Origin of the sequence: Brachybacterium muris, from assembly GCF_016907455.1 — a bacterium.
In the GTDB taxonomy this organism is placed as follows: Bacteria; Actinomycetota; Actinomycetes; order Actinomycetales; family Dermabacteraceae; genus Brachybacterium; species Brachybacterium muris.
This window is the reverse complement of record NZ_JAFBCB010000001.1, coordinates 1,910,231-1,935,189: the sequence shown is the minus strand read 5'-3', so window position 1 is coordinate 1,935,189 and position 24,959 is coordinate 1,910,231. Positions and strand designations below refer to the sequence as shown.

Annotated in this window: 24 protein-coding genes and 1 pseudogene; 19 read left to right on the top strand and 6 right to left on the bottom strand. The window is 70.7% G+C overall.

Translation table 11 applies throughout. The annotated features are described in order from the left end of the window. The first annotated feature begins 15 nt into the window (after positions 1-15). Genes murA through JOD52_RS08930 form a run of 5 tightly spaced genes read left to right on the top strand, consistent with a single transcriptional unit; the run spans position 16 to position 4,872 of the window. Positions 16-1,332, top strand: coding sequence for a UDP-N-acetylglucosamine 1-carboxyvinyltransferase (gene murA / locus JOD52_RS08950; protein ID WP_204409569.1), 1,317 nt, complete (start codon positions 16-18; stop codon positions 1,330-1,332). Position 1,333: 1 nt separating this feature from the next. Then, positions 1,334-1,888 (top strand): DUF2867 domain-containing protein, encoded by a 555-nt coding sequence (locus JOD52_RS08945; protein ID WP_204409567.1) that lies wholly within the window; start codon positions 1,334-1,336, stop codon positions 1,886-1,888. Beyond that, positions 1,888-2,736: a lysophospholipid acyltransferase family protein gene (locus tag JOD52_RS08940; RefSeq protein WP_204409565.1), complete on the top strand. Its 849-nt coding sequence runs from the start codon at positions 1,888-1,890 to the stop codon at positions 2,734-2,736. The genes JOD52_RS08945 and JOD52_RS08940 overlap by 1 nt, the downstream gene beginning before the upstream one ends. Continuing rightward, complete coding sequence (locus JOD52_RS08935; protein WP_204409563.1) at positions 2,733-3,743, top strand: NAD(P)H-dependent glycerol-3-phosphate dehydrogenase; 1,011 nt, start codon at positions 2,733-2,735, stop codon at positions 3,741-3,743. Before JOD52_RS08940 ends, JOD52_RS08935 begins: the two co-directional genes overlap by 4 nt. Positions 3,744-3,756: 13 nt before the next feature. Beyond that, positions 3,757-4,872: a D-alanine--D-alanine ligase family protein gene (locus tag JOD52_RS08930; RefSeq protein WP_204409562.1), complete on the top strand. Its 1,116-nt coding sequence runs from the start codon at positions 3,757-3,759 to the stop codon at positions 4,870-4,872. Between the two features lie 64 nt (positions 4,873-4,936). Here JOD52_RS08930 and JOD52_RS08925 read toward each other — a convergent pair whose 3' ends face one another. Continuing rightward, entirely contained in the window at positions 4,937-5,473 is a 537-nt protein-coding gene (locus JOD52_RS08925; protein WP_259886125.1) for a DUF3515 family protein, read from the bottom strand. An 81-nt stretch (positions 5,474-5,554) separates the two neighbouring features. Between JOD52_RS08925 and JOD52_RS08920 the strand changes: the two genes are divergently transcribed. Next, positions 5,555-6,637, top strand: a complete 1,083-nt coding sequence (locus tag JOD52_RS08920) for a thiamine-phosphate kinase (protein ID WP_204409560.1) — start codon at positions 5,555-5,557, stop codon at positions 6,635-6,637. A 119-nt stretch (positions 6,638-6,756) separates the two neighbouring features. Here JOD52_RS08920 and JOD52_RS08915 read toward each other — a convergent pair whose 3' ends face one another. Next, positions 6,757-8,244 (bottom strand): HNH endonuclease signature motif containing protein, encoded by a 1,488-nt coding sequence (locus tag JOD52_RS08915; RefSeq protein WP_204409558.1) that lies wholly within the window; start codon positions 8,242-8,244, stop codon positions 6,757-6,759. A gap of 394 nt (positions 8,245-8,638) precedes the next feature. Here JOD52_RS08915 and JOD52_RS08910 point away from each other — a divergent pair, with 394 nt between their 5' ends. The 3 genes and pseudogenes from JOD52_RS08910 to JOD52_RS08900 all read left to right on the top strand — a co-directional run bounded on the left by JOD52_RS08910 (position 8,639) and on the right by JOD52_RS08900 (position 11,531). Continuing rightward, positions 8,639-9,736 (top strand): NAD(P)-dependent alcohol dehydrogenase, encoded by a 1,098-nt coding sequence (locus tag JOD52_RS08910; protein WP_204409556.1) that lies wholly within the window; start codon positions 8,639-8,641, stop codon positions 9,734-9,736. A gap of 34 nt (positions 9,737-9,770) precedes the next feature. Further along, a pseudogene (locus tag JOD52_RS08905) lies at positions 9,771-10,378 on the top strand (LysE/ArgO family amino acid transporter). Between the two features lie 64 nt (positions 10,379-10,442). Then, the gene (locus JOD52_RS08900) at positions 10,443-11,531 is read left to right on the top strand and encodes a phosphotransferase family protein (RefSeq protein ID WP_338124128.1); all 1,089 of its coding nucleotides are present in this window, start codon (positions 10,443-10,445) and stop codon (positions 11,529-11,531) included. Positions 11,532-11,677: 146 nt separating this feature from the next. On the opposite strand, the gene rpmB is transcribed toward JOD52_RS08900, so the two are convergent. Next, positions 11,678-11,872 carry a 50S ribosomal protein L28 gene (rpmB, locus tag JOD52_RS08895; RefSeq protein ID WP_017824130.1) on the bottom strand — a complete coding sequence of 65 codons (195 nt, stop codon included), beginning with the start codon at positions 11,870-11,872 and terminating at the stop codon, positions 11,678-11,680. Positions 11,873-12,211: 339 nt separating this feature from the next. On the opposite strand from rpmB, the gene JOD52_RS08890 reads away from it, so the two are divergent. Both JOD52_RS08890 and JOD52_RS08885 read left to right on the top strand, forming a co-directional pair. Beyond that, positions 12,212-14,515, top strand: coding sequence for an ATP-dependent DNA helicase RecG (locus JOD52_RS08890; protein ID WP_204409552.1), 2,304 nt, complete (start codon positions 12,212-12,214; stop codon positions 14,513-14,515). A 1-nt stretch (position 14,516) separates the two neighbouring features. Next, positions 14,517-15,125 (top strand): RsmD family RNA methyltransferase, encoded by a 609-nt coding sequence (locus tag JOD52_RS08885; protein WP_204409550.1) that lies wholly within the window; start codon positions 14,517-14,519, stop codon positions 15,123-15,125. Between the two features lie 36 nt (positions 15,126-15,161). Here the strand turns inward: JOD52_RS08885 and JOD52_RS08880 are convergent, their stop codons facing one another. Then, positions 15,162-18,614 (bottom strand): DEAD/DEAH box helicase, encoded by a 3,453-nt coding sequence (locus JOD52_RS08880; RefSeq protein WP_239551848.1) that lies wholly within the window; start codon positions 18,612-18,614, stop codon positions 15,162-15,164. Then, a complete protein-coding gene (locus JOD52_RS08875) occupies positions 18,611-19,393 on the bottom strand; it encodes a phosphatase PAP2 family protein (RefSeq protein ID WP_017824125.1) in 783 nt (260 codons plus the stop codon). Before JOD52_RS08875 ends, JOD52_RS08880 begins: the two co-directional genes overlap by 4 nt. Before the next feature lie 199 nt (positions 19,394-19,592). On the opposite strand from JOD52_RS08875, the gene JOD52_RS08870 reads away from it, so the two are divergent. Then, a complete protein-coding gene (locus JOD52_RS08870; protein WP_150108459.1) occupies positions 19,593-19,907 on the top strand; it encodes a Beta-galactosidase C-terminal domain in 315 nt (104 codons plus the stop codon). Between the two features lie 43 nt (positions 19,908-19,950). On the opposite strand, the gene JOD52_RS08865 is transcribed toward JOD52_RS08870, so the two are convergent. Continuing rightward, on the bottom strand, positions 19,951-20,490 hold the full coding sequence (locus tag JOD52_RS08865) for a GNAT family N-acetyltransferase (RefSeq protein WP_204409548.1): 540 nt from the start codon (positions 20,488-20,490) through the stop codon (positions 19,951-19,953). Between the two features lie 82 nt (positions 20,491-20,572). Here JOD52_RS08865 and JOD52_RS08860 point away from each other — a divergent pair, with 82 nt between their 5' ends. From JOD52_RS08860 to rnc, 7 genes are all read left to right on the top strand, one after another. Then, a complete protein-coding gene (locus tag JOD52_RS08860) occupies positions 20,573-21,238 on the top strand; it encodes a hypothetical protein (protein WP_204409546.1) in 666 nt (221 codons plus the stop codon). Between the two features lie 5 nt (positions 21,239-21,243). Continuing rightward, on the top strand, positions 21,244-21,528 hold the full coding sequence (locus tag JOD52_RS08855; RefSeq protein ID WP_017824121.1) for a GNAT family N-acetyltransferase: 285 nt from the start codon (positions 21,244-21,246) through the stop codon (positions 21,526-21,528). A 178-nt stretch (positions 21,529-21,706) separates the two neighbouring features. Continuing rightward, positions 21,707-21,904: a hypothetical protein gene (locus tag JOD52_RS08850; protein WP_204409544.1), complete on the top strand. Its 198-nt coding sequence runs from the start codon at positions 21,707-21,709 to the stop codon at positions 21,902-21,904. A gap of 8 nt (positions 21,905-21,912) precedes the next feature. Then, on the top strand, positions 21,913-23,007 hold the full coding sequence (locus JOD52_RS17720; RefSeq protein ID WP_338124072.1) for a GNAT family N-acetyltransferase: 1,095 nt from the start codon (positions 21,913-21,915) through the stop codon (positions 23,005-23,007). Positions 23,008-23,017: 10 nt separating this feature from the next. After that, the gene (gene coaD / locus JOD52_RS08840; protein ID WP_017824118.1) at positions 23,018-23,509 is read left to right on the top strand and encodes a pantetheine-phosphate adenylyltransferase; all 492 of its coding nucleotides are present in this window, start codon (positions 23,018-23,020) and stop codon (positions 23,507-23,509) included. Between the two features lie 42 nt (positions 23,510-23,551). Then, positions 23,552-24,205 carry a YceD family protein gene (locus JOD52_RS08835; protein ID WP_204409542.1) on the top strand — a complete coding sequence of 218 codons (654 nt, stop codon included), beginning with the start codon at positions 23,552-23,554 and terminating at the stop codon, positions 24,203-24,205. Then, positions 24,205-24,957 (top strand): ribonuclease III, encoded by a 753-nt coding sequence (rnc, locus tag JOD52_RS08830; RefSeq protein ID WP_017824116.1) that lies wholly within the window; start codon positions 24,205-24,207, stop codon positions 24,955-24,957. Before JOD52_RS08835 ends, rnc begins: the two co-directional genes overlap by 1 nt. The last annotated feature ends 2 nt before the right edge of the window (positions 24,958-24,959 follow it).

Genomic DNA, 24,959 nt, shown 5'->3' with positions numbered 1-24,959 from the left:
CGGAGCAAGGACACTATGAGCTCGACATTCCATGTGCGTGGAGGCCACACCCTCGACGGCGAGATCACCGTGCGCGGTGCGAAGAACCTCGTCTCCAAGGCGATGGTGGCCGCCCTGCTCGGGGAGCAGCCCAGCGTGCTGCGGTCTGTCCCGGACATCCGGGACGTCCAGATCGTCGGTGAACTGCTGAAGGTCCACGGCGTCAAGGTGGAGCGCGACGTCGAGAGCGGAGTGATCCGCATGGATCCCTCCGCAGTGGAGAAGGCCCACGTGGCCGACATCGACGCCCACGCCGGCAGCTCCCGCATCCCGATCCTGTTCTGCGGCCCCCTGCTGCACCGGCTCGGCGAGGCGATCATCCCGGACCTGGGCGGTTGCCGCATCGGTGACCGGCCGATCAACTACCACCTCGACGTGCTGCGCAGCTTCGGTGCCGTGGTGGACAAGCGTGAGATGGGCATCTACATCACCGCGCCGGACGGCCTCCACGGCGCCAACATCCATCTGGAGTACCCCAGTGTCGGCGCCACGGAGCAGGTGCTGCTGACCGCTGTGCGGGCCGAGGGCGTCACCGAGCTGACCAACGCCGCGGTGGAGCCCGAGATCGAGGACCTGATCGCCGTGCTGCAGAAGATGGGCGCGATCATCTCCGTGCAGACCGACCGCACCATCATCATCGAGGGTGTGGACACCCTGGGCGGTTACGAGCACGTGGCGATCCCGGATCGCATCGAGGCCGCCTCCTGGGCCTGCGCGGCCCTGGTGACGAAGGGCTCGGTGTTCGTGCGCGGTGCCCAGCAGAAGCCGATGGCGACGTTCCTGAACACCTTCCGCAAGATCGGCGGCGGGATCGACATCTCCGAGGAGGGCATCCGGTTCTACCATCCCGGTACGCCGCTGAAGGCGATCGCGGTGGAGACCGACGTCCACCCCGGGCTGATGACCGACTGGCAGCAGCCCCTCGTGGTCGCGCTCACGCAGGCCGACGGCATCTCCATCGTCCACGAGACGGTGTACGAGAACCGCCTGGGCTTCACCTCGGCCCTGAACGACATGGGTGCCCACATCCAGGTGTACCGCGAGTGCCTGGGCGGCTCCAGCTGCCGCTTCGGCCGCCGCAACTTCAACCACTCCGCAGTGATCTCCGGACCGAAGACCCTCCACGGTGCCGAGATCACCGTGCCGGACCTGCGCGGCGGCTTCTCGTACCTGATCGCCGCGCTCGGCGCGGAGGGCGTCTCCGCGATCCACGGCATCGACCTGATCGACCGCGGCTACGAGCAGTTCCGCGAGAAGCTTACGGCGCTCGGGGCCGAGTTCTGGGAGGACTGAGATGACCGAGGGTCACACCACGGCCTCCACCTCGCTGGCCCTGCGCGACATCCCCGTGCCGGACTACTGCGACGTGGTGATCGTCCCCACCCGCGGTGTGGACGAGACCGATCCGCGCGTGTGGGCAGAGGCGATCTTCTCCCACGAGAACACGCCGCTGGGCAGGCGCGGCCTGCTCGCGCTGCGCGACGAGGCCGTGCGCCTGCTGGACATGGTGCCCCCGCCTGCCAAGGAGTACCTGGCAGATGAGGTGGTGGGCAGCGAAGCGCTGATCCGCGACGACGACGAGGACCTGCAGGTGCGCATCGGGGTGGCGCTGCTGCCCGGCGGTCAGCTGCTCCAGGTCACCACCGCGGTGAAGTACCGCTCGATCCGCGGTCGGCTGAAGTACGGCCCGCGCCGCCTGATGCATGCCGCCGCCGTCAACACCCTGGCGCGGCGGTCACCCACCACCCTGCGTCGCCGCACCCTCACCAGCGGTCGCCCGGTCCGGTCGGTCGGGTCGCAGGCGGTGCGCAAGGCCCTGGGGCGGGGCACCGAGCACCCCTCCCGCTGATGCGCACCAGGTCGCCGGCCGGGCCCCTGCGGGGGCCGCGCGGTCGGCGTGCCATCGCGCGCAGCTGGGACCTGGGGGCCGCGCGCCCGCCCGAGCGACGCTCTGGTGCGATCATCGGGGCGCTCCAGTTCGTCCTGCGCCCCGCTCTCAGCATCCTCGCCCGCCCCGTCTGGGCCGGAGCCGAGCATCTGCAGCGCCCTGGCGGGGCCGTCGTCTGCGGCAATCACCTGGGCCCCTTCGACGCCTTCGCCTACGGGCACCTGCTGCACGCCGCCGGTGTCGCGCCGCGGTTCCTGGCCAAGGAGTCACTGTTCCGCATCCCCGTGCTCGGCACCCTGATCCGTCGCACAGGGCAGATCCCCGTGCTGCGCGGAACGTCCCGCTCGACCGACGCGCTCGATGCGGCCCGGGCGGCCCTGCGCCGTGGCGAGATGATCATGGTGTTCCCCGAGGGCACCTACAGCCGTGATCCCGATTCCTGGCCGATGCAGGCCCGTCTGGGGGCGGCCCGTCTGGCCCTGGACACCCAGGTGCCGCTGATCCCCGTGGCCTGTTGGGGCTCCCACCTGCTGTGGCCGCAGGGTTCGACGGTCCCTCGCCCCGGTCCCGGCCGGCGAGTGATGGTGCGGGTGGGCGAGCCGATCCGTGCCGAGCGTTCCGAGGGCGAGAGCACTCAGCAGGCCGCGGTGCGGATCACCGCAGAGCTGATGGACACGATCACCCAGATGCTGGCTGAGCTGCGGCACGAAGAGCCTCCCGCCCGGCGATACGACCCGCGCAAGGACGCGTACCGGCCCGAGGAGGGCCACCCCCGGCAGCGAAGGCCTCGACGACAGGAGCGATCATGACTCGACTGGCAGTACTGGGCGCCGGCAGCTGGGGCACCACCTTCGCGCAGGTCCTCGCGGACGCCGGCAACGATGTGGTGGTGTGGGCCCGCCGCGAGGAGGTGGCCGAGGAGATCACTGAGCACCACACCAACCACAGCTACCTGGGCGAGCACGAACTGCCCGCCTCTGTCACCGCCACCTCGCGGATCCAGGACGCGCTCGACGGAGCCGAGGGACTGGTCGTCGCCGTGCCTGCCCAGTCCCTGCGCGCAACCCTCTCCTCCTGGCGGGAACAGCCGGGACTCGCGAGCGGTCTGCCGGCTGTTCCGGTGCTGTCCCTGACCAAGGGCATCGAGCGCGGCACCGATGCCCGCATCAGCGAGGTGCTGATCCAGGCCGGTGCAGCACGCCAGGACCTGGTGGGGGTGCTGTCCGGCCCGAACCTCTCCGCGGAGATCGCCGACCGCCGTCCCTGCGGCACCGTCGTCGCCGCACCGAGCGAGGAACTGGCCGGCACCTTCGCCCGCTGGTGCGACGCCCCCTACCTGCGGGCCTACACCTCCACCGACGTCATGGGCGTGGAGATCGCCGGGGCCGTGAAGAACGTGGTCGCGATCGCCGTCGGAGCCGCATCGGGCCTCGGCCACGGCCACAACACCACCGCCTCCCTCATCACGCGGGGCCTGGCCGAGATCACCCGGCTCGGGGTGGCGCTCGGCGGCACCCGGGAGACCTTCGCGGGCCTGGCCGGGATGGGCGACCTGGTGGCCACCTGCGCCTCCCCGCTCAGCCGCAACCATCGTCTGGGCCTGGCACTGGGGCGCGGGCTGAGCATCGAGCAGGCCGTGGCCGAGGTGGGCCAGACCGCCGAGGGCGTGGCCACCGCCCGGGCCGTGGCTGATCTCGCCGAGCGGCTGGGGGTGGACATGCCGATCACCCGCGCCGTGGTGGCGGTGGTGGATCACGGCGCGAGCATCGAGCAGGTCACCACGGCCCTGCTGTCACGATCAGTGCGACCGGAGTGATTACGCTGGCCCGATGACGACCACCGTTGCACTCCTGTTCGGCGGCCGCAGCGGGGAGCACGGCATCTCGTGCGTGACCGCAGGCGGCATCCTCGGCGCGATCGATCGCGAGAAGTACGAGGTGATCGCCGTGGGGGTCACCCGCGATGGCCGGTACGTGCAGGTATCCGACGATCCCGCGGCGTGGTCGATGGTGGGCGGGCGCGCCCCTGAGGTCACCGAGGACGGCCCCGAGGTGCTGCTGCCGGCCGCGGCCCACCGCCCCGGCGAACCGATGCTGCTGCGCGTGGTGCGTGACGGCCGCGTGGAACCCCTGGCCGAGATCGACGTGGTCTTCCCCCTGCTGCACGGCTCGTACGGCGAGGACGGCACCATCCAGGGTGCGCTGGACCTGCTGGACGTGCCCTACGTGGGAAGCGGTGTGTTGGCCTCCGCCCTGTGCATGGAGAAGGCGAGCACGAAGCGCGCCCTCGAGGCCGGTGGGCTCACCTGTGCCCCCGGCATCGTGGTGCACCAGGACCGGTGGGAGCGCCAGCCGCGCGCCGTGCTCGAGCACCTGCGTACGGAGCACCCCCTGCCCTGGTTCGTGAAGCCCTCCCGCGCAGGCTCCAGCCTGGGCGTGACCCGCGTGACGCGCGAGGAGGACCTGGAGGCCGCCCTCCAGGCGGCCTTCGCCCAGGACCCTCTTGTGGTGATCGAGCAGGCCGTGTCCGGACGCGAGGTCGAGTGCGGTGTGCTCCAGGGCATCGACGGCGCCGAGCCCCGCACCACCGTGCCCGGTGAGGTGAAGGTGGGGGAGGACCTCGAGTTCTACGACTACGAGTCCAAGTACTTCGGCAAGGGCACCGTGGACATCCAGGTGCCCGCCCAGCTGCCGGACGCGGTGCTGGAGGAGGTGCGGCACGTGGCCGCCCAGGCCTTCGAGATCCTGGGGCTGGAAGGGCTGGCCCGGGTGGACGTGTTCGTCACCGACGAGGGCCAGGTCATCGTCAACGAGGTCAACACCATGCCCGGCTTCACCCCGTACTCGATGTTCCCGGTGCTGTGGGCCAACATGGGCGTGGATTACACCGCGCTGATCACGGATCTGGTGGAGCAGGCGCTCACCCGCCGTATCGGCCTGCGCTGACCAGCGCGGAGCTGCCCGTACCGATCCGAACCTCCTGCGAGGACCGGGTCGCCGCGGGCGGTCTTCAGGACACGTCGCCGGCGCCCACGCAATGGTCGATGGCGGGGATCGTGGCATCCACCAGGCGGCCCATGTCCAGGGCGGCGGCCGAGGGCTGATCCGGGGCCACGGAGCGCGGCACGGAGATGTCGACCGCGGGGACGCGCCCGTAGGTGGTCAGCAGCACGATCTCGTCCTGCTCGCGCACGATCCAGTCCACCTGCACGCCGCTGGGGTCCTCCAAGCGGGTGCAGGCATCGGTGGTGGGGCCGGGAGGCTCCACGCCACAGCGCAGCACCACGGTGTCCTCGCCGGAACCCCAGGCCACGGTGCCCTGGGAACTGGTCTCGCTGCGCTCCAGCCCCAGCATCTCGTGCGGTGCTCCCAACACGATCTCAGCGCACAGCGGGTCCGAGGCCGCAGGCCCGGCCGGCACCGTCACCGTGCCGCAGGCCGCGAGGCCACCCAGCAGCGCCACCACAGCAGAGGCCGCGAGCAGTCGGGCACGACGGGGGCGGCACGGACGGGCGTGCAGGGTGGACGGGCAGGATCGAAGGGGCACCAGTCGAGCCTACCGTCGGTGCAGGCACGGCACGCTGCGCGCCCGGCGCACGAGACCCGGTCCCTCCGGCACACTGGGGGCATGAGCCAGCAGCAGAGCCCGGGGACCAGCGAGCACCTCGGCGAAGCCGGGATCCTCGCCCGGCTGCTCACCCATGTCCCTGGGGGCGATCGGGTCGAGGTGGGGCCGGGGGATGACGCTGCCGTGGTGGACCTTCCCGGTACCCGACTGGTGATCACCACCGACACCATGGTCGAGGGCTTCGACTTCCTCGCGCACACCACCTGTCCGCGCTGGATCGGCCACAAGGCCGCCGTGCAGAACCTGGCCGACGTGGCCGCGATGGGCGCCCGGCCGATCGCCCTGGTCGCCGCCGTGTCCATGCCCGCGGACACCCCGGTGGACTGGTTCGAGCAGGTCACCGAAGGACTCACCCGGCGTGCAAGGGAGGACGGCGCCCAGCTGGTGGGCGGCGACCTGGGGCGAGCGGACAGGCCCACCCTCACCATCACCGCCGTCGGGGCACTCAGGGAGGGGGAACGGGCAGTGCTGCGCAGCGGCGCGCGCCCCAGGGATGTCCTCGCCATCGGCAGCCCCGCCCTGGGACGCTCCGCCGCTGGCCTGGCAGCGGTGCTCTCCGGAAGGGTCCAGGTGAAGGGGGACGGCACGGTGCTCATCGCCCCGGGGACGGGCGGGACTCCGGCGGCTCCGCCCTCCCACCCCGCCACCACCCCGCTGGATCCCGCTCTCCTCACTCAGCTGGAGGGACTGGTGGCCTGGCACAACGCCCCGGATCCGGACCTGTCCCTGGGATGGGCGAGCGGCAGGGCAGCGACCGCCATGATGGACCTGTCCGACGGACTGGTGCGCGACGGTGGCCGCATCGCCGTCGCCTCCGGCGTGCAGGTGGACCTCGACGCCACGGCCCTGGGCGGTGACGTCGACGCACTGGCTGTGCCGGCTTCAGTGCTGGATGCAGACCCGTGGGACTGGGTGCTGCACGGCGGGGAGGAGCACGCGATGCTCGCCACCTTCGCCCCTGGCGCGGTGCCACAGGGGTTCCGGGTGATCGGAGTGATCCGCGAGCACGTCGGCCAGCCGGCCCCTCGTGTGCTGTTGGACGGTGAACCGATCACCGGCGAGGGGTTCGACCACTTCGGCTGATCACGCTTGATGGATCATCCGTCTCCAGACCGCTGGCACGGTCGCGATCCGAAGTGAGCGCATAGAGGTGCCGTAGCGCGATCGCGATCCACTGCCCTCCGTCAGAACGGCAGCGCAGATCAGAACGGCGGCGGTGCGGTGCGGCGCAGGTAGTCCTCGTGGTCGAGCTCGTCGGGTTCGTCGAAGGCGCCGTTGCGCATGAGGGCTTTAATCTCTTGTTCCCAGTGGTGCTGTTCCCAGGCGTCCAGCAGTGCCGAGGCCAGGGTGGGCGTGGCGAGATCACGGTTCGCGGGGATGCTCGCGGTGGCGCGAGGTCGGTTCTTGCCGGGGCTTCGAGACCGATCATCCCGTTCGGTGCCGATGTTCCAGCGGGTGGTGCCGTCGGGTCCGCGTACCGGGTCGATCATCCCGCGGGTCTTCAACCGGTGGTGGGTGAAGCACAGCAGGTGGAGGTTGCTCACGCAGGTCGGGCCGCCGGAGGCGGGGTCGGTGTGGTCGTACTCCTGGATGTGGTCGGCCTCGGCGCGGCTGGTGCTGGCGCGGGTGCACCCGGGGACCGCGCATACCGGGTTCTCCATGCGCAGGTGCTCGAGCATCGCGGTGGGTGGCCGGTAGCTGCTGGCCGCGGCGGGGATGAAGGTGCCGGTGACCGGGTCGGTGAGCACCCGGTACCAGAACGGCTCGCGTGCGGCGATCATGCGGGCCATCGAGGCGGGGACAGGGACGGTGCCGTCCACCACCCCGGGGGCGTCGGAGAACCCCATCAGGGTCATCACCGGCACGGTCACGTTCAGGCGGAACCGCTCGGTGGGAACCTCGATGCCGCCGGTCTCGAGCACGGATCCGGTGAGGATCGCGTAGCGCAGGGCAGCCAACGTGAGGGGTGACCCGTTCAGGGCCGCGGCGCCGTCGGGGTCGAAGGGGATCGGGGCGCCGTCGGCGAGGGCGCGGCGCTGATGGTCCTGGACAGCGCGGGCACTCGCGTCGAGCCGGCGTGCCAGGGAGAGGATCTCGGGGACCGGGCCGGTGATCCGCAGGGTCGCGGTGCCGTCATCCACCAGGGATCCCTCGAGTGCGACGTCGCGCAGGTCCTCCGGGCGTGGCGCGTTCTGCCCGGCCTGGTGGAGCCAGGCGATCAGCAGCCGCAGCTCACGACGGAAGCGCTGGACGGGGATCGAGGCGAGGTCCCAGGCCGCCACGCGAGTGTCGAGCTCGGACCGCTGGGCCGGGGTGAGTTCCCGCACCGAGCGCAGGATCCGCTGATGCCACTCCACCGGCAGGTCCCCGGCCTCCAGGCGCGCGAACAGGCGCGGTAGTTCGTCGATGGCCAGATGGGCGTCGCGCAGCAGGGTCCCGGCCCGCACTGTGGTGGTGCGCAGGGCGACCGCGACCACGAGGTCTGCTTCCTCACGGTCATCCGGGGCGGACTCACCGTCCTCGGGTGCCACCCATAGTGGTGCGAGTTCACGCAGTAGGCGGGCGTGCTCGGCGGACTGGTGACGCTGGAGCGCGAGCAAGCGCACGGCCGCATCACCCTGCGGGGTGTCGGCGTCGATTCCTGCCCGTTCGGCGACGGTCTCCTCCGTGAGCGGGGTACGCGCCTGCACCGTGGACCTGGGAGGCGATGGGGGCGGGCCGCCGATGGTGACAGGAGCGCGGCGGGGCACGCGACGAGGCTCCTCGACAAGCCCGCCCGGACCGAAGCTGTACGACGGCATCTCCCCCCACCCCCTTCCCTGCACTCACGGGATCACTGATCACGAAAAGGCCAATGACCTGGCCCTTCCACCTGCACCCAACACTAGGAACAGGCTCCGACAAACCAAGCCCCGCAACCGCACTGGGGACGACGCAACGCTGGGGAGGAACCCGGGCGCTTGCTCCGGGGCCGACGATCTCAGTCTCGGCACTCCTGTCATCCCACTCCCACCGTCGACGGCTACCGTTGACCCGTCACGATCACACTGCTGCGCTCCCTGAGCGCACCCCGAGGAGGATCCCATGCCCTTCACCGTCAAGGCCCTGCAGAAGACCGGTCCCGACCAGCCGTTCCAGGTCACCGAGATCGAGCGCCGCGATCCGCGTCCCGATGACGTCGTGATCGACATCAAGGCCGCCGGGATCTGCCACAGCGACATCCACACCATCCGCAACGAGTGGGGCGAGGCGCACTTCCCCCTGTGCGTGGGCCACGAGATCGCCGGGATCGTGGAGGCCGTCGGTGAGGACGTCACCCGGTACAAGGTGGGCGACCGCGTCGGTGTGGGCTGCCTGGTCAACGCCTGCGGCGAATGCGAGCAGTGCGCGATGGACGAGGAGCAGAGCTGCCTGAACGGCTCCGTCGGCACCTACAACGCCGAGGACGTGGACGGCACCATCACCCAGGGCGGCTACAGCGAGAAGGTCGTGGTCAACGAGCGCTTCGTGCTGCGCATCCCCGATGCCCTGAACTTCGACGTCGCGGCCCCGTTGCTGTGCGCCGGCATCACCACCTACTCGCCACTGGCCCGCTGGGACGCCGGGGAGAAGGTCCAGTCCGAGGACGGCGAACGTGCCAAGCGCGTGGCCGTGCTGGGACTGGGCGGGCTGGGCCACATGGGTGTGCAGATCGCCGCCAAGATGGGCGCCGAGGTCACCGTGCTCTCCCGCAGCCTGAAGAAGGAGCAGCTGGCGATCGACATGGGCGCCACCCGCATGCTCGCCACCACCGAGGACGGCTTCTTCCGCGACCACCGCGGCGAGTTCGACCTGATCCTCAACACCATCAGCGCCGACATCCCGGTGGACAAGTACCTCTCCCTGCTCACCCCGCGCGGCGTGATGGCCGTGGTGGGGCTGCCGCCGGAGCAGCAGAAGCTGGGCTTCGGCTCCCTCATCGGTGGCTCCAAGGTGCTGGCCGGCTCCAACATCGGCGGTATCGCCGAGACCCAGGAGATGCTGGACTTCTGTGCCGAGCACGGCATCGCCGCCCAGATCGAGACCATCGGTGTGACCGAGGCGGACGCCATGTACGACAAGGTGGTGGCGGGCGAGGTGTTCTTCCGCGCCGTCATCGACACCGCGACCTTCGACCAGGTCGAGGTGGAGCAGCCCGCATGATGCCGCCTGCTCCCGGACCGGGGATGATGCTCCGGTGAGCGATCAGCTGGTGCCGGTGCTCCTCGCGGGCGCCGGCACCGGGCTGGGCCTGATCGTCGCGATCGGTGCCCAGAACGCCTGGGTGCTGCGTCAAGGCATCCGCCGAGAGCACATCGGCACGGTGATCGCCCTGTGCGCACTGGCCGACATAGCGCTGATCGCCGTGGGAACCGCTGGGATCGGGGCTCTCGCTGCTGCTGCACCCTGGCTCCTGACCGTGCTGCGCTGGGGAGGCGTGGTCTACCTGATCCTCTTCGCCCTGCGGTCGTTCCGCTCCGCGGTCAGGCCCGGCAGACTCGAGGCCCAGGCGCCGCCTCCGCGCGATCGGTGGTGCTGACCACCCTCGCACTCACGTTCCTGAACCCCCACGTGTACCTGGACACCGTGTTGATGGTCGGCGGGATCGCCAACCAGTTCGGGCAGCTGCGGTGGGCCTTCGCCGCCGGCGCTATGCTCGCCAGTGCCGTGTGGTTCACCACGCTCGGCCTCGGGGCCCGGGCGCTGGCTGGAGTCCTGGACCGGCCCTCCACGTGGCGACTGCTCGATGCGGGAGTGGGGATCGTGATGCTGCTGGTGGCCGCGAAACTCGCCTTCGGCGTGTGAGAACGGCGGCAGCGCCCGGACCATCCGGCCAGCTGGGCCACGGAGTCCTGCGAACATGGTGAGCATGATCGATCCGCGCACCGTGCTCCCGCCCCAGCTCGACGCCGACCAGGTGGCCGCGCTCGCCGCCGCCCATCACCACTGGTGGACCAAGGCCCTGCCCGTGCACGTGGCGGGGCATGGCCAGGCGAGCACGGCGATGCCGGGCCCGGGTGAGGTGCAGGTGCACCCGCTCGGCAGCGGGGAGTCCTTCCGCGCCTGGTCTGTGGTGCGCGGTGGCGATCCGGCCCTCGAACTGGTGGTGAAGGTCCCCACTCGCCCGATCGCCCAGCTCACCCACCCCCTCGGTGCTGAGCTCGCAGTGCTCGCACACGTCCCCGAGGGACTCTCGGCCGCTTCGATCGGCTCCCACGAGCCCACCGCGGAGGAGCCCTTGGCGTTCGTCGTCACCACTCGGGTCCCTGGCCGCCGCCTGCCCGCCGCGGACTGGAACGACGATCTGGTGGCGGCGCTGACCCGGCAGCTGGCGCGCCTGCACGTGCACGGCGGCGCCGACGCCACCGCCCTGGCCGCTGTCGGTGACCCGGTGCGGGATGCGGAGCAGGCGCTTGCCTGGTGGAGGACCAACGAGCCCGATGCCGCCCGGACCCTGGAGGAGCTGTGGCCGGCGGTCCTGCGGCACCAGGAATCGGCCCGTTCCGCCTTCGACCACGCCGAGCGCCTGCTGGTCCACGGTGACGCGAGTGCCGCCAACGTGCTCGTGGACGAGCAGGGAGTGCCGCGCCTGGTGGACTGGGAGTGGAGCCACCGCGGGGATCCTGCCCGGGACCTCGCCTTCATCGGCGGCCAGATCCAGGCCGAGCCCTGGTACGTGCAGCTGGACGAGAACCAGATCGAGCATCAGGTGGACGTGTACGTCGAGGCGAGAGCTGAGCTCGGGGAGCCGCTCAGCAGTCCGGCCGGCGGAGGTGTGCCCGATGCGGCTCAGCTGCGCACGGCCATGCTGCGCCGCCGGGCTGCGCACCTGCTGCACGAGGTGTTCTTCACCTCCGCCCACTTCCATCGGGTCGCTGCCGCCGGCGGTGAGGAGGCGGAGTTCTACGCGGACACCGCTGCCGGGGTGCAGCAGCAGATCCGCGACTGGCTCACCTGAGGGGCCTGCCCGACATCGGTTTCGACCGGGGCAGCGTGGAACGGACGGCGGACGCGACTGTGGGCCAGACGGCGGGAAAGACGAAGGCCCCCGTCCGTGACGGACGGGGGCCTTCGAGCGATGCGGGCGCGTGCCCGCCGCGAAGCTCAGGCGCCGAGCTTCTGCACCTTGCCAGCCTTGAGGCAGGAGGTGCAGACGTTCAGACGCTTGCTGGTGCCGTTGATCAGGGTGCGCACACTCTGGATGTTCGGGTTCCAGCGGCGCGAGGTGCGGCGGTGAGAGTGGGACACGCTCTTGCCGAAGCTCGGGCCCTTGGCGCAGATGTCACACGTGGAAGCCACTGTCAGTCTCCTGAGGAATAGAAATCTGTTCGGGTGCCCACGCCATGGTGTCCGCTCGCCGGCCGCTGGCACGGGAGCCTCCACCGGAGGCGGTGACCTGAGATCGGACGGGCGCGGAGCACCCAGGAGGTCGGGGCAACCTGGGAAGTGTATCTCACGGTGACCTCCCACCAGAAGGGGCGCAGCGCCACTCCGGGTTGTGGATTCCGACACAAGGCGCCGGCGAAGTGGCACGATGGTGCGGTCCAGGGACCCATCGTCCCACGTCGGAGCGCTCAACACAGCCCCCAGCCGGCTGCCGCCCGCTCTCCGCGCCCCGGTCCGGCCAGAAGGGTCCTGATGAGCAGCAGGCAGAAGCTCCCCCGGCTCACGCCCCAGCTCGCCGCGATCCTGGCCGGCAAGGAGGCCACGGCGATGAAGCAGCTGGGCCTGCTGGACCTGGACACCATGCTCCGCCAGGCCCCGCGCCGCTACGTGACCCCGGCTCCCTTGGAGCACCTGCGCAACGTGCACGTGGGCATGGAGGTCAGCGCCGAGGTGCGGGTGGTCTCGGTGAAGGAGCGCCGGATGCGCAGCCGCCACGGGACCATCCTCGAGGCCCGCGTCACCGACGACACCGACGACATCCCCCTGACCTTCTTCCTCTACAACCCCGGGCAGGTGGCCTGGCATCGACGCAGCCTGGTCCCCGGGAAGCTGCTGATGGTGTGGGGCACCGTGGGCTGGGACAAGATGGGCGACCGCCCACAGATCACCCACCCCCAGTACGAGGAGTTCGAGGACACCGACGCCGGCCGGATCCGGGCGCGCCGCCCGCGCCCCGTGTACCCGCTGCGCAAGAACATTGCCCTTGCCACCGTGCGCAGTGCGATGCGGAAGGCGCTGGACCACGTCGAGAACCTCGAGCAGCCCGTGCCCAGGGAACTTCTGGACAGCCGCGGCATCGACCGCCTGCCCGAGGCGATGCGCCTGCTTCACCAGCCCCTGACCTGGGAGGACGTGGACAGAGGGAAGCGTCACCTGGTGTACGAGGAAGCCTTCGTGCTGCAGACCATCTTCGCGCAGCGCCGGGTGGCCGATGCCCGGACCCCCGCCCCGGCGCTTCGCGCTGAGGGACCCCTGCAGCCCGCCTTCGATCAGCGACTGCCGTTCGAGCTCACCGAGGGGCAGCAGTACGTGGGCCAGGAGATCATCGAACGGCTGGAGCGGGACCACCCCACCAGCGTCCTGCTGCAGGGCGACGTGGGCTCCGGCAAGACGGTCATCGCACTTCGCGCCATGCTGCGGGCCGTGGACTCCGGTCACCAGGCGGCACTGCTGGCCCCCACCGAGGTGCTCGCCGAGCAGCACCACCGCACCATCACCGATCTGCTGGGGGACCTCTCCCGCGCCGGGCAGCTGGACGGCCACGCCGACGCCACCCGGGTGCGGCTGCTCACCGGCTCCCAGCGCACCGCCGAACGACGACGCACTCTTTTGGACGTCACCTCCGGCGAGGCCGGCATCGTAATCGGCACCCATGCGCTGCTCACCGAGTCGGTGGAGTTCGCCTCCCTGGGGCTGGTGGTGATCGACGAGCAGCACCGCTTCGGTGTGGACCACCGACGGCAGCTGCGCACCAAGGGGCCCGGCGGCGCCAGTCCCCACATGGTGGTGATGACCGCCACCCCGATCCCGCGCACGGCCGCACTGGCCACCATGGGCGACCTCGATGTGGTCACCCTGCGCGACCGCCCCGGCATGCGGGCCGGCGTGGAGAGCTTCGTGGTGCACGAGGACCTGCCCAAGTGGGAGCAGCGCATGTGGCAGCGCGCAGGCGAGGAGGTCGCCGCCGGCAGACAGGTGTTCGTGGTGTGCGCCCGCATCGACGAGACGGGCACCGGTGGCGCGGACACCGCTGAGGGGACGACCCCGGATCCCGGACCAGGTGATGAGGCGGGCGCTGATGGCGGGGACACGGCCGGTGCCGGGGGAGCAGGGCCGGAGGGAGTGCTGTTCGACCCCGATGTCGGCCCGGAGGAAGCCCAGCTCCCGGCCCGTGGTGTCACCGAGACAGCGCGGCGGCTGGCCTCCCGTCCGGAGCTGGCCGGCGCCCGGATCGCGGTGCTGCACGGCCGTCTCAGCAGCGAGGAGAAGCAGGCCGTGATGGCCCGCGTGGTCGCAGGCGAGGTGGACGTGCTGGTGGCCACCACAGTGATCGAGGTGGGGGTGGACGTCCCCAACGCCTCGGTGATGATCGTGCTGGACGCCGAGCGCTTCGGCGTCTCCCAGCTGCACCAGCTGCGCGGTCGCGTGGGACGCGGCACCCACCCGGGCATCGCCTTCCTCGACACCCGCGCCGTCCCCGGATCGGAGACCTCGCAGCGCCTGGAACAGATCGCCGGGGCCGCGGACGGATTCGCCCTGGCCGAACTGGACCTCCAGCACCGCGGAGCGGGTGACCTGGTGGGCGATGAGCAGTCGGGCCTGGGCCGTACCCTGCGCTACCTGGACGTACTGCGTGACGTGGACGCCATCGAGCAAGCCCGCAAGGATGCCCGGACGGTGGTGGACGTGGACCCGGACCTGCTCACCCATCCCGACCTCGTGGCTGCCATCGAACGGCGGCTCCAGGACGCCGACCCCGACGTGGAGAGGAGCTGAGATGCCGCGCATCATCGCGGGCGAGCTGGGAGGCCGCCCCATACCCGGCAGCGCCGGCAAGGGCACCCGTCCCACCACCGACCGGGTGCGTGAGGCCCTGTTCTCCCGTCTGGCCGGCTGGCACGCGATCGACGGGGCCCGCGTGCTGGACCTCTATGCCGGCACCGGGGCCCTCGCCTTCGAGGCGCTCTCCCGCGGGGCCCGCAGCGCCCTGCTGGTGGAGGCGCACGGTGCGAGCGCCCAGCAGCTGCGACGCTCTGCCAGGGCGCTCGGGCTGGAGGACCGTACTGAGGTGAGGGCAGCGCGGGCCGAGACAATGGTCGATGACCTCCCCGCAGCGCGGGTCGATGGCGATGACGTGCCTGATGGGCGGGCGGGGACCGATGCCGGTGCCGGCTGGGACCTGGTGTTCATCGACCCGCCCTACGAGGTCGCCACCGAGGCCGTCGAATCGCTGCTGGTCACTCTGCTGTCGGCGCTGGCCCCCGAGGCGGTGGTGGTGGTGGAGCGCTCATCCCGCACCCGGCCGATCTCCTGGCCGGACGGTTACGCGGACGACGGCACCAAGAGCTACGGCGAGACGGCGCTGCAGTACGGCGGGCCGGCCTGACCGCGGCGGACCGGCCGACCGCGTACCGGGTTCGGGTCAGTCCTGCAGCAGGTCCCTCACGTCCTCGGCGCTCAGCACGCTCTGGAAGGCGGAGTCGCCGTCGGTCAGGGAGCTGAACAGGGCGGCCTTGCGCTCCTGCAGCGCCACCACCTTCTCCTCGATGGTGTTCTCGGCGACCATCCGGTACACCATCACGGTGCGCTGCTGGCCGATGCGGTGGGCGCGGTCCACGGCCTGGGCCTCCGCCGCCGGGTTCCACCAGGGGTCCAGCAGGAACACGTAATCGGCCTCGGTCAGGGTGAGGCCGAACCCGCCGGCCTTCAGGCTGATCAGGAACACCGGCAGCTCGCCCTCGCGGAACGAGGCGATGGCCCCGGCGCGGTCGTCTGTGGAGCCGTCGAGGTAGGAGAACGGCACCTGCTGCTGCTCCAGCCGTTCGGCGACCCGGCTCAGGAACGAGGTGAACTGGCTGAACACGATCACCCGGTGCCCCTCGGCCAGCACCTCCTCGAGCTTGCCCATCAGCGCCTCCAGCTTCGAGGAGGGCACCGCCGCGTGCTCCTGGTCCACGATCGCCGGATCCAGGGCCAGCATCCGCAGGAGGGTCAGGGAGCGGAACACGATGAAGCGGTTGCGGTCCAGGTCCTCCACCAGGCCCAGCAGCTTCTGCCGCTCACGCTGCAGCACCTGCTCGTAGAGCCGGCGGTGCTTGGGCTCCAGAGGGACCCGCACCACCTGTTCCTGCTTCTCGGGAAGGTCCGTGGCCACCACGTCCTTGGTACGGCGCAGCACGAAGGGCCGGATCCGACGGCGCAGCCGTGACATCCGCTGATCGGCCCGGGTGCGGGCAGGTGCGGTGCCGTCGTGCTTCTCGATCGGCTTGACGTACTCCTCCCGGAACCGCGGCATCGACGGGAACAGGCCGGGAGCGGTCAGCGACAGCAGAGACCACAGGTCCGTCAGCGAGTTCTCCATCGGCGTGCCGGTGATCGCCAGCCGGAACGGGGCCCGCACCTCGGCAGCGGCGCGGTGGGCCTTCGCGATGCGGTTCTTGACGAACTGGGCCTCGTCCAGCACCAGGCCCTGCCAGTCCAGGGCCGTGTACTCCTCCTGGTCCAGGCGCAGCAGGGCGTAGCTGGTGACCACCACGTCGGCTCCCTCGACCGCCGTGGCCAGCGGGGTGCCGCGCTTGGCGGTGGTGGTGGGCAGCACTCGCAGATCAAGTCCCGGTGCGAAACGGGCGGCCTCGGACTCCCATACCGAGAGCACCGAACTGGGTGCGACCACCAGGAACGGCGGGGCCGACGATGGACCGGCACCGCGGGCGTGGAGGAACAGAGCGAGGGTCTGGATGGTCTTGCCCAGGCCCATGTCGTCGGCGAGTATCCCGCCGAGCCCCTGCTCGTACAGGAACGTGAGCCACGCGAAGCCCTCGTGCTGATACGGGCGCAGGATCGCTTCCAGGCCGGGCGGCGGGGCGGGGACGGGGATCTCCTGGAGGTCCGTGAGGGCACCCACGCTGCGGCGCCAGGCCACGGCGGTGGCGGACTCGTCGGCGAGGTCCTCGAACTCCTCCCAGAACGTGACCTGGTGCCGGCCGATGGCAGGAGCCTCCGGCTCCCACTCCGGCATGGACTCCGCCTCGATCAGCAGCTCGCGCAGCTTGTCGAAGGTGGGGTGGTCCAGCTTCGCGTAGGTCTTGTCCGGCAGCAGCACGGACTTCCTGCCCTGGGAGAGGGCCTTGAAGATCGCGGTGAAGGGCACCAGGTGCTCGCCGATCGTGATCTCGAAACCGAGGTCGAACCAGTCGGTGCGGTCCGTGCGGGGGCTCTCGACCTGGACGATGCGAAGGTGCGGGGTGCCGGTGAGTTCCTGGTAGCCGGGGCGCTTGCCGTGCTCGATGACGTCCACGTCCGGCAGGGTCGCAATCCGCGGCAGCACATGCTCCACGAAGGCGGCACCCTCGACGTCGTGCAGGGTGGCCTCGTCGGCACCGAACGCCCGTGGCCACAGGGCGCGCACCTCGGCGAGCACCTGCTCCTCGTGGTCCAGATCCCTGCCCACGGCGGAGCGCGTGATGCGGCCCGTCCGATGAAGGGGCAGCACGCGCCGTGGTGCGGTGTACACCCACTGCCACTCCAGGTCGGTGAGGTCGCCGCGACGGTGGCGCACCACCAGCTGCAGGCGCGGCGGCACCGGGTCGGGGAAGGTGACGGAGCCGTCGGTGCTGCGAAGGGACATCGTGCTGCGCAGCTGCGGGGTGTAGTCCTCCAGGAAGTCCTGGGTCTCCTCGGCCGGGATCTCCACCTGCTCGTGGCGGCGGAACAGGGCCCGCAGGGCCTCCGGCACTGGCTCGGCGGCCGGGGCCAACTGCAGCCGCGCCGACTGCGGGGAGTCCTCGTTCGGCAGCACCGCGATGAAGCCGCCCGGCCCGGCCGGGCGCAGGTCGGTCCTGGTCGCGTCCTCGGCGGTGGTGGCGACGGTGGACAACCGGAGCCCCGCACCTGCGCGTCGGACATCGAGGGCTGCGGTGACCGGTTCGGCCCACTCGATGTGCGAGAGCACCCCTTGGCCCACGAAATCGATGCCGAGGCGGCGGGCCTCGCAGAGCAGGGCCCAGCCGTCAGGGGTGAAGGAGTCCAGCCGCAGCAGTTCCCCGGGGTCCACCCCGTAGGTGCTCTCGGCCAGTTGCAGCCGAACGATACGGGAGACGAGGGAGGCATGGTCACTGCGGATCGCGGGGAAAGGACTGCTGTACTGGAACTTCTTCCAGGTCAGCCCGCCCTTGATCCAGTTCTCCCGGGTGCCCGGGCGCAGCAACCGCAGCCCGGCGTGCAGGGAAGCGCCCTCGCGGATGTCCTGGAGCGTGGCCGGCTGGGCACCGAAGCGGGAGAACCCGAACCCGCCGTACTCGGTGCGAAGCTCCACCCCGAAGGCCAGCGGTTCCGAGGGCACGGGGGAGGTGCCGCCGTGCACGAGCGGGCCCAGCAGTTCCCGCCATGTGGGTGTAGCGGGCGCGGGGCGGCCACGTGAGGGTCTTTCCTGGGCAGAAAGACCGCGGTCCTGCAGAGCAGGTGCCGCGTCCGAGGGGGAGGCGCCGGCGCGGGGGGTGGCGCCGCGGCGGGGCCCCGCCAGCCGTTCCCGCATCGCCTGGGCGGTGGCGACGTACAGCAGGGCGGCCGCGTGCTTGCAGTCCTGCTGCACGGGGCAGGAGCAGGTGGATCGGTACGGCTCCCATCCGGTCACGCCGAGGCTGCGGACCTCCGTGCCGGCCTTCAGGTGCACCACCGTGGTGTACGGGTGGGGCTGCGTCCCCTGGACAGTGCCGGTGAGCACGCCCCGGGTGCCGTCGGCATCGGTGAGCTCCCACTCCACGATGGAGGCCGCTCCCGTGCGCGTGATCAGCTTTCCCCGCTGCGCGCTCTGGGCACCCACCAGGTGCAGGATGGACTGCTCGCTCACATAGGGGGCCGGTGGCGTTTCGCTCATGCGGTCATGGTGTCATCCGGATCCGACGACCGAGCTGTTCGGTGCTCCAGTCGCTGGCGGGGACGAGAGCGACTGCGCCTGAGCCACACGCGGTGGCAGGCGATCACCACCGCGGACCAGGCGATGCCCAGCATGGCCGCTGCCAGCACGTCGGTCAGCCAGTGGTAGCCCAGGAACACCCGGGAGAAACCCATCAGGCAGGCGTAGGCCAGCGCGAGCAGGCCGATCATCGCCTGCAGCCAACGGGGCCGGTCCCACAGGTAGCGGATCAGCAGGTAGGCGATGATCGTGGCTGCCGCGAACGCCTGCATCGTGTGGCCGCTGGGGAAGCTGGGCGAGACCTCGAACGGTGGCACCGCGTCGATCTGGGGCGGGCGCGCACGGTCCACCACCCGCTTGGTCGTGGAGGAGATGAGGACAGCGCCCACCTCGGCCATCGCGATCAGCACGAACGGGGTGGGGTTGCGCCACCGCCACCACAGGAATAGCGCCAGCGCTGCCATGATGATCGGCTGCCAGATCGGGCCGCCGGCGTTGGTGAACCACAAAAGGGCGGAGACCGGGCCGGGGCGGCGCTGCCCGATCGCCCAGTCCAGGACCGGGCGGTCCCACAAAGCGACCCCGTCACGTTCACCGACCGCTTCGAGGATCTCACCCGCGCCCCACACGGCGACGGCTGAGAGGCCCGCAATAGCGAGCAGCACCAGCGCCAGCATGCCGACGGTGCGGCGGCCCTCGGGGGAGTGGGCGATCCCGGCCGACGCACTCCTGTCAGCCATGGCCGGCAGATGGCCGGACCCGGGTTCGCCGGGCGCCCCGATCGTCGGTGACGGCGTCGATGGCGCCGGAGGCGGGTCCGGCGAAGGCGGGGTCGCCGGTGGTGAGGACATCGAGGACATCGGATCAGTGTGGCACTGTCAGAGGTCGCTGACGCCGCCATCCTGTCCTGCCGGCACATTGCAGGCGCCATGGCAGAGGATGTGTATCGGCAGGCGGTGGCACACTCGAGGACATGAACGACGACTACTCGCCGGCCAGGCCTGGTACGTCGGCTCGGACCTGGACCTGGAGGGGCTCGCCACCGTGTTCGAGGGCGCCTATGCCGCGGCCGGGATCGAGGTGCCGGACCTCCCTACCGATGTCGAGGTGCTGCAGCGCCACGGCGAGGACGGCACCCGCTACGTGGTGGTGCTGAACCACACCACGCAGGACCACACCCTCACGATCCCTGGTACCTCCGGCGAGATCACGATCGAGGCGGGGGAGAGCCAGACCCTCGTCATCGAGGCCTGACCGGCGAGCTCGGCAGCAGCTGCGAGGAGCTTGCGGTTCGCTGTCAGCGCTCGCTGGCCAGCACCCCGTACACCAGGGTGCTGGTCCACTCGCCCTTCATCCACCAGTTCTCCCGCAGGTGCGCCTCCCGCTGCATCCCCAGCCGCTTGCACAGCCGGGCCGAAGCGTCGTTGCGGGCGTCCATCTGCGCCTCGATGCGGTGCAGGTCGTGGTGGGTGAAGGCGGCGTCGATCAGTGCGGCCGCGGCTTCCGCGGCGAAGCCCTTGCCGGCGGCCTGCGGTGAGAACACCCAGCCGATCTCGGCCTTCTGGCCGGTGCCGTCGTTCAACCAGATCGCGAGGTCCCCGATCACCGCGCCCTGGTGCTCGACCACCACGGCCAGGGAGCGGGATTCGCAGTCCAGACCGGTGCGGGTCAGCTGCTGCTCCATCTGCTGCTCCGCGTGCTGCGGCGTCCACGGATCATCCAGCAGGTACCGCGCCACCTCCGGGTCCGAGTAGTACGCCAACAGGGCCTGCATGTCGCTGGGCAGGTAGGTGCGCAGGGTGAGGCGGTCGGTAGTCAGCGGCAGAGGGATCGACATGGACTCACCGTAGGCGATGCAGGCGATGCCGCTGGTGCAGTGCTACTTTCCTTCCACCGTTGTTCCTATGAGGAGAACCGTCATGACCAGCCCCGTTGCCACATCACGCACTGCCCTCGCCACGCGCCCCAGCCGCAAACTGCAGTGGCTGACCGTGGTGGTCGGGTTCCTCTTCTTCGTCCTGCTGCTGGTGGAGGGGGCACTCCTCGTCCTCGGCTCCAAGGGCACCGCCGTGCAGGTCTGGGCCCCTCCCGCGACGGAGACGGAGACGACGATGCTGCTGATCGACAGTGCTGCAGCGCTGGTGCTGGGCGGACTGGTGATGCTGCTCGCCGGGGCATGCATCGGGCGGTACCGGGCACTGGTGAAGCTCTCCGCCCTGCTGCTGTTCCTCGGGGCCGGGCTGCGTCTCGCTCTGCCCATCGCCCACTACACCTTCGCCTATGCCGGGGTGTACACGAGCATGACGTACTTCGATGCAGGACTCAGTGGCCCGTGGGGCGAGGTCCTGCTCAACCTCCACTGGTACGCGATGGTTCCCGCTCTGCTGCTCACCCTGCTGGGTCTGATGGGACTGGTGCTGTTCGCCCCGAAGCGCGTGGTGATCGCGCCCACAGCGAACGACCCCGCCCCGTCGGCGGACGATCCGGCTGTGGCTTCCTCGACGACGGGCCCGCGGCCGGACGACGCACGAGCGGACCGTCCTGTGGACTCTGGGACCCGGGACTCCGACACCCGTGGACTCTGAGACCCGTGGACTCTGAGCGCAGCGCCGTCGCCTCCCTCGCCGGGCGCGGCTACGGCACCGAGTACGCCGCTGCACTGATGGCGATCGCCTTCGACGGCCTGGGTGTGCGCCGGGTCGAGGCCAACTGCTTCGCCGACAACCTCGCCTCGAGGCGCCTCATGGAGAAGATCGGGATGCGGCTGGAAGGGCACTTCCGCGAGGATTCCCTGCACCGCAGCGGCCGCTGGCTGGACGGCATGAGCTTCGCCCTGCTGGCGAGCGAGTACCGTTCCTCGCCGGCTGAGTCGTGAGCAGTACCGCAGGATGCAGGTCGGCGGTTGCACGGACCAGCTCGCGGCCTGGACCCTTCTCGCCCACCATCCCCGACGAAGGTCGCACGGACGAACCGAACGCAGTTCGTACGGGGGAGGCATGAGAAACCTGCAAAGCCCCCCACGAGCATGGATCGCCCCGCTCGCCCTTGCCCTGATGCAGTTCGCCCTGATGGCGATATTCCTGTGGCTCGGAAAGGTGGGGCCGGCGATCCTGGTCGGTCTCGGAGGCGTCGTCTTCCTCGTGCTCGGAGTGATGGCCCTGCGCAGCGAGAGACGCACCTACGGCCATCACCATGCAGATGGCTGTGCCGCCGAACGAAGCGTCGTCGGTCGGGATCGGCGCCGGTCCTGAACGCGCGCGTGCAGCTCGTCCGACCGGCCGAGCACATCGATCTGGAGCAGTGCCGGGCAGGCATGCGCCAGCGCGCCGAGGACGACCGCGGAAGCGGCCCAGAGAGGATGGCCGACGACAGCGAGAGCGTCAGCGGCGCACATAGATTGCGACCGGGGTCGATGTCCCGCCCGACTCCTTCAGCTCGGAACGGCGGAAACTCGATTGACCGGCCCCGGTCCACCCGCGAGCATGATCCGATGCCCATCACATCACGTGCGATCGACCATCAAGCCGTGCTCGACTTCATCGTCGAACAGCAGCAGTCGCCGGCCACCGCCTGCGCCTATCTCGGGACGGACGCCGAGAGCATCAAAGACGACCTCAAGGGCCTGGACCAGCCGTGGACCGAGACGCTCCACATCTCCACTGCCGAGGATGGACGCCTCACGGGCGCCGTCGTCATCGAATGGGACGAGGAGCTGGCTCGCTCCTGGGTGTACGGGCCCTGGATGGAGCAGGACGCCTGGGTCGCGCACGGTCCCGCCCTGCTGGGCACCGTCACCTCCCTCGCCCCCGTAGGAGATCACGAGATGTACGCGGATGTCGCCCACCGGGAGATGGCCGAGCTGGCGACCCGCTGCGGGTGGCGACACAGGGAGGCCAACTTCGAGTACTCCCGCACCGCCCCCGTTCCGGCGAACGAGCTGGACCTGCAAATCCGTCCCGCCACCGCTGAGGACCTGCCCCGGGTCCGTGCGTTGCATGAAGCGGAGTTCCCCGGTACCTACGCGAGCGCGGTCGAACTCCTGGATCGTGCCGGCCGCTACTCGACGCTGGTCCTCGATGACGGGGATGGGGTGCGTGGCTACGTTGCGTACCAGCACCAGGGTCGCGATGGCGTGTACCTCGACTTCATCACGGTGGATCCCACGGCGCGCCGGGCAGGAATCGGGGAACTGCTGATCACCGCTGCCCAGCAGTGCACGGGCAGGCAGCGGATCGAGTTGACTGTCGACGAGAACCGCGCCGGGGCACGAGCGTTCTACGAGGCGCTCGGCTTCGACCAGGTGGCGGCGACGCGACCGTACCGTTCGCCACGACCGAACATGTGGGCGCACTAGAGTTGCGCCCATGCGCACCGTCGTCCTGCCCGGTTCCTTCGACCCCTACACCCTGGGCCACCGCGACCTCACCCGGCGGGCCGCCGCGATCGCCGAGCACGTGGTCATCGCCGTCACCCACAACCCCTCCAAGAAGGGGCTGCTGGACCTCGAGGCCCGCACCGGCGCCATCACCGCGTCCCTCAAGGCCGACGGGCTCGACTCCACCGTCGAGGTGCGCACCCTGGGCAGCGGGCTGCTGGTGGACTTCTGCCGCGAGGTGGGGGCGGGCGCCGTGGTGCGCGGCCTGCGCTCCCAGCTCGACCTCGCCTACGAGGAGCCGATGGCCCGCATGAACCACCACCTGGCCGGCGTGGACACCATCTTCCTGCTCACCGAGGCCCGCTACTCCCACATCTCCTCCAGCCTGGTGCGAGAAGTGCACACGCTGGGCGGTGACGTGTCCGACATGCTCCCCGAGCCCTCCCTGGACGCGCTCGCCGCGGCAGGGAACGTATCCTGAACAGTCCCCTCCGGCCCCGAACCCGAACAGGAGCGCCCCACCATGACCTCCCCTGACGCCATGGCCACGCCGTTCGACAGCGACCTCCGCTTCGACGCCGTCGACCTGATCGGCCGCACCGGCTCCCACCGCCACGTGGAGCGCACCGTCTCCGCCACCGCCCGCGAGGCCGGCGGCCCCCCCATGCAGGTGCCCGAGGGTGACCCGGTCGCCGTCGAGGCCGAGCTCGAGTCCGTGGTCGAGGGCATCTACGTGCACGGCACTGTCGAGGCGCACCTGGTGGGGGAGTGCTCGCGCTGCCTGGACCCGGTGGGGGACGACGTCTCCGCCCGGATCGACGAACTGTTCATGTACCCCGAGAAGGTCAGGGCCGACGAGCGCGAGGACACCGTGATGCTCGAGGGCGAGCAGGTGGACGTGGGCCCCCTGGCCCGCGACGCCCTCGCCCTGGAGGCCGACGACCGCCCCCTGTGCCGCCCCGACTGCCCGGGTCTGTGCCCCCAGTGCGGCTTCCGCATGGAGGACGACCCGGATCACGAGCACGACGTGATCGACACCCGCTGGGCCGCCCTGCAGGGCCTGCTCGCCGAGGGCGCCGATGAGGGCTCCGCCGACACTGCCTCGACCGAGGACCGCGACGGGCCGGCATCGGAGGGCGCTGCCGACCGGGACGGTGGCCAGGAGGCCCGCGACTGATGGCGAGATCCCGCCGCACCACCCCCGCCGCAGACCCGGCACGCCTGCTGCGCTCCCTGCCGCTGGACGGTGCCCAGAGCGCTGACCTGGCGGAGTCCGGCCTGCTGGACCTGGCGCTGACCCACCGCTCCTTCGCCTACGAGAACAACCTCACCACCCATAACGAGCGACTCGAGTTCCTGGGTGACGCCGTGCTGCAGCTGGCCGTCACCGAGGAGCTCTACGCCGCCCATCCAGGCCTCCCCGAGGGCGACCTGGCCCGTCGTCGTGCGGCCACCGTCAACACCCGGGCCCTGGCGCTGATCGCCTCCCGGGTGGACCTCGGCGCGTACGTGAAGCTGGGGCGGGGGGAGGACCTCTCCGGCGGCCGCTCCAAGGCCTCGATCCTCGCCGACACCACCGAGGCCGTGATCGGTGCCGTGCACCTGTCCTGCGGGCAGGACGTCTCCCGCCGCTTCGTGCTGGACCTGCTGCGCCCGCTGCTGGACTCCGACGAGTTCCTCGAGGCCGGGTACGACTTCAAGACCCGCCTGCAGGAGATCGCCGCGGAGACCGCCACCGTCCCGGTGTACCGGATCACGGAGACCGGCCCCGAGCACCAGAAGGTCTTCACCGCCACCGTCAGCGTGCCCCAGGTGGTGACCGCCAGCGGCGAGGGCCCCTCGAAGAAGGACGCCGAACTGGTGGCCGCTCAGCACGCCGTGCGGGCCGTGCTCTCCCAGCGCGGCGAGACCCTGATCCCGCGAGGCTGAGC

Coding starts and splice junctions, on each gene's coding strand:
- JOD52_RS08885 (WP_204409550.1), top strand. CDS start 14,517: ATGCCGCGCATCATCGCGGGCGAGCTGGGAGGCCGCCCCATACCCGGC.
- JOD52_RS08935 (WP_204409563.1), top strand. CDS start 2,733: ATGACTCGACTGGCAGTACTGGGCGCCGGCAGCTGGGGCACCACCTTC.
- JOD52_RS08910 (WP_204409556.1), top strand. CDS start 8,639: ATGCCCTTCACCGTCAAGGCCCTGCAGAAGACCGGTCCCGACCAGCCG.
- JOD52_RS08900 (WP_338124128.1), top strand. CDS start 10,443: ATGATCGATCCGCGCACCGTGCTCCCGCCCCAGCTCGACGCCGACCAG.
- JOD52_RS08945 (WP_204409567.1), top strand. CDS start 1,334: ATGACCGAGGGTCACACCACGGCCTCCACCTCGCTGGCCCTGCGCGAC.
- JOD52_RS08860 (WP_204409546.1), top strand. CDS start 20,573: ATGACCAGCCCCGTTGCCACATCACGCACTGCCCTCGCCACGCGCCCC.
- JOD52_RS08920 (WP_204409560.1), top strand. CDS start 5,555: ATGAGCCAGCAGCAGAGCCCGGGGACCAGCGAGCACCTCGGCGAAGCC.
- JOD52_RS08880 (WP_239551848.1), bottom strand. CDS start 18,614: ATGAGCGAAACGCCACCGGCCCCCTATGTGAGCGAGCAGTCCATCCTG.
- JOD52_RS08930 (WP_204409562.1), top strand. CDS start 3,757: ATGACGACCACCGTTGCACTCCTGTTCGGCGGCCGCAGCGGGGAGCAC.
- JOD52_RS08875 (WP_017824125.1), bottom strand. CDS start 19,393: ATGGCTGACAGGAGTGCGTCGGCCGGGATCGCCCACTCCCCCGAGGGC.
- JOD52_RS08865 (WP_204409548.1), bottom strand. CDS start 20,490: ATGTCGATCCCTCTGCCGCTGACTACCGACCGCCTCACCCTGCGCACC.
- JOD52_RS08850 (WP_204409544.1), top strand. CDS start 21,707: ATGCAGTTCGCCCTGATGGCGATATTCCTGTGGCTCGGAAAGGTGGGG.
- JOD52_RS08870 (WP_150108459.1), top strand. CDS start 19,593: ATGTGTATCGGCAGGCGGTGGCACACTCGAGGACATGAACGACGACTA.
- JOD52_RS08835 (WP_204409542.1), top strand. CDS start 23,552: ATGACCTCCCCTGACGCCATGGCCACGCCGTTCGACAGCGACCTCCGC.
- murA (WP_204409569.1), top strand. CDS start 16: ATGAGCTCGACATTCCATGTGCGTGGAGGCCACACCCTCGACGGCGAG.
- rnc (WP_017824116.1), top strand. CDS start 24,205: ATGGCGAGATCCCGCCGCACCACCCCCGCCGCAGACCCGGCACGCCTG.
- JOD52_RS08940 (WP_204409565.1), top strand. CDS start 1,888: ATGCGCACCAGGTCGCCGGCCGGGCCCCTGCGGGGGCCGCGCGGTCGG.
- coaD (WP_017824118.1), top strand. CDS start 23,018: ATGCGCACCGTCGTCCTGCCCGGTTCCTTCGACCCCTACACCCTGGGC.
- JOD52_RS08890 (WP_204409552.1), top strand. CDS start 12,212: ATGAGCAGCAGGCAGAAGCTCCCCCGGCTCACGCCCCAGCTCGCCGCG.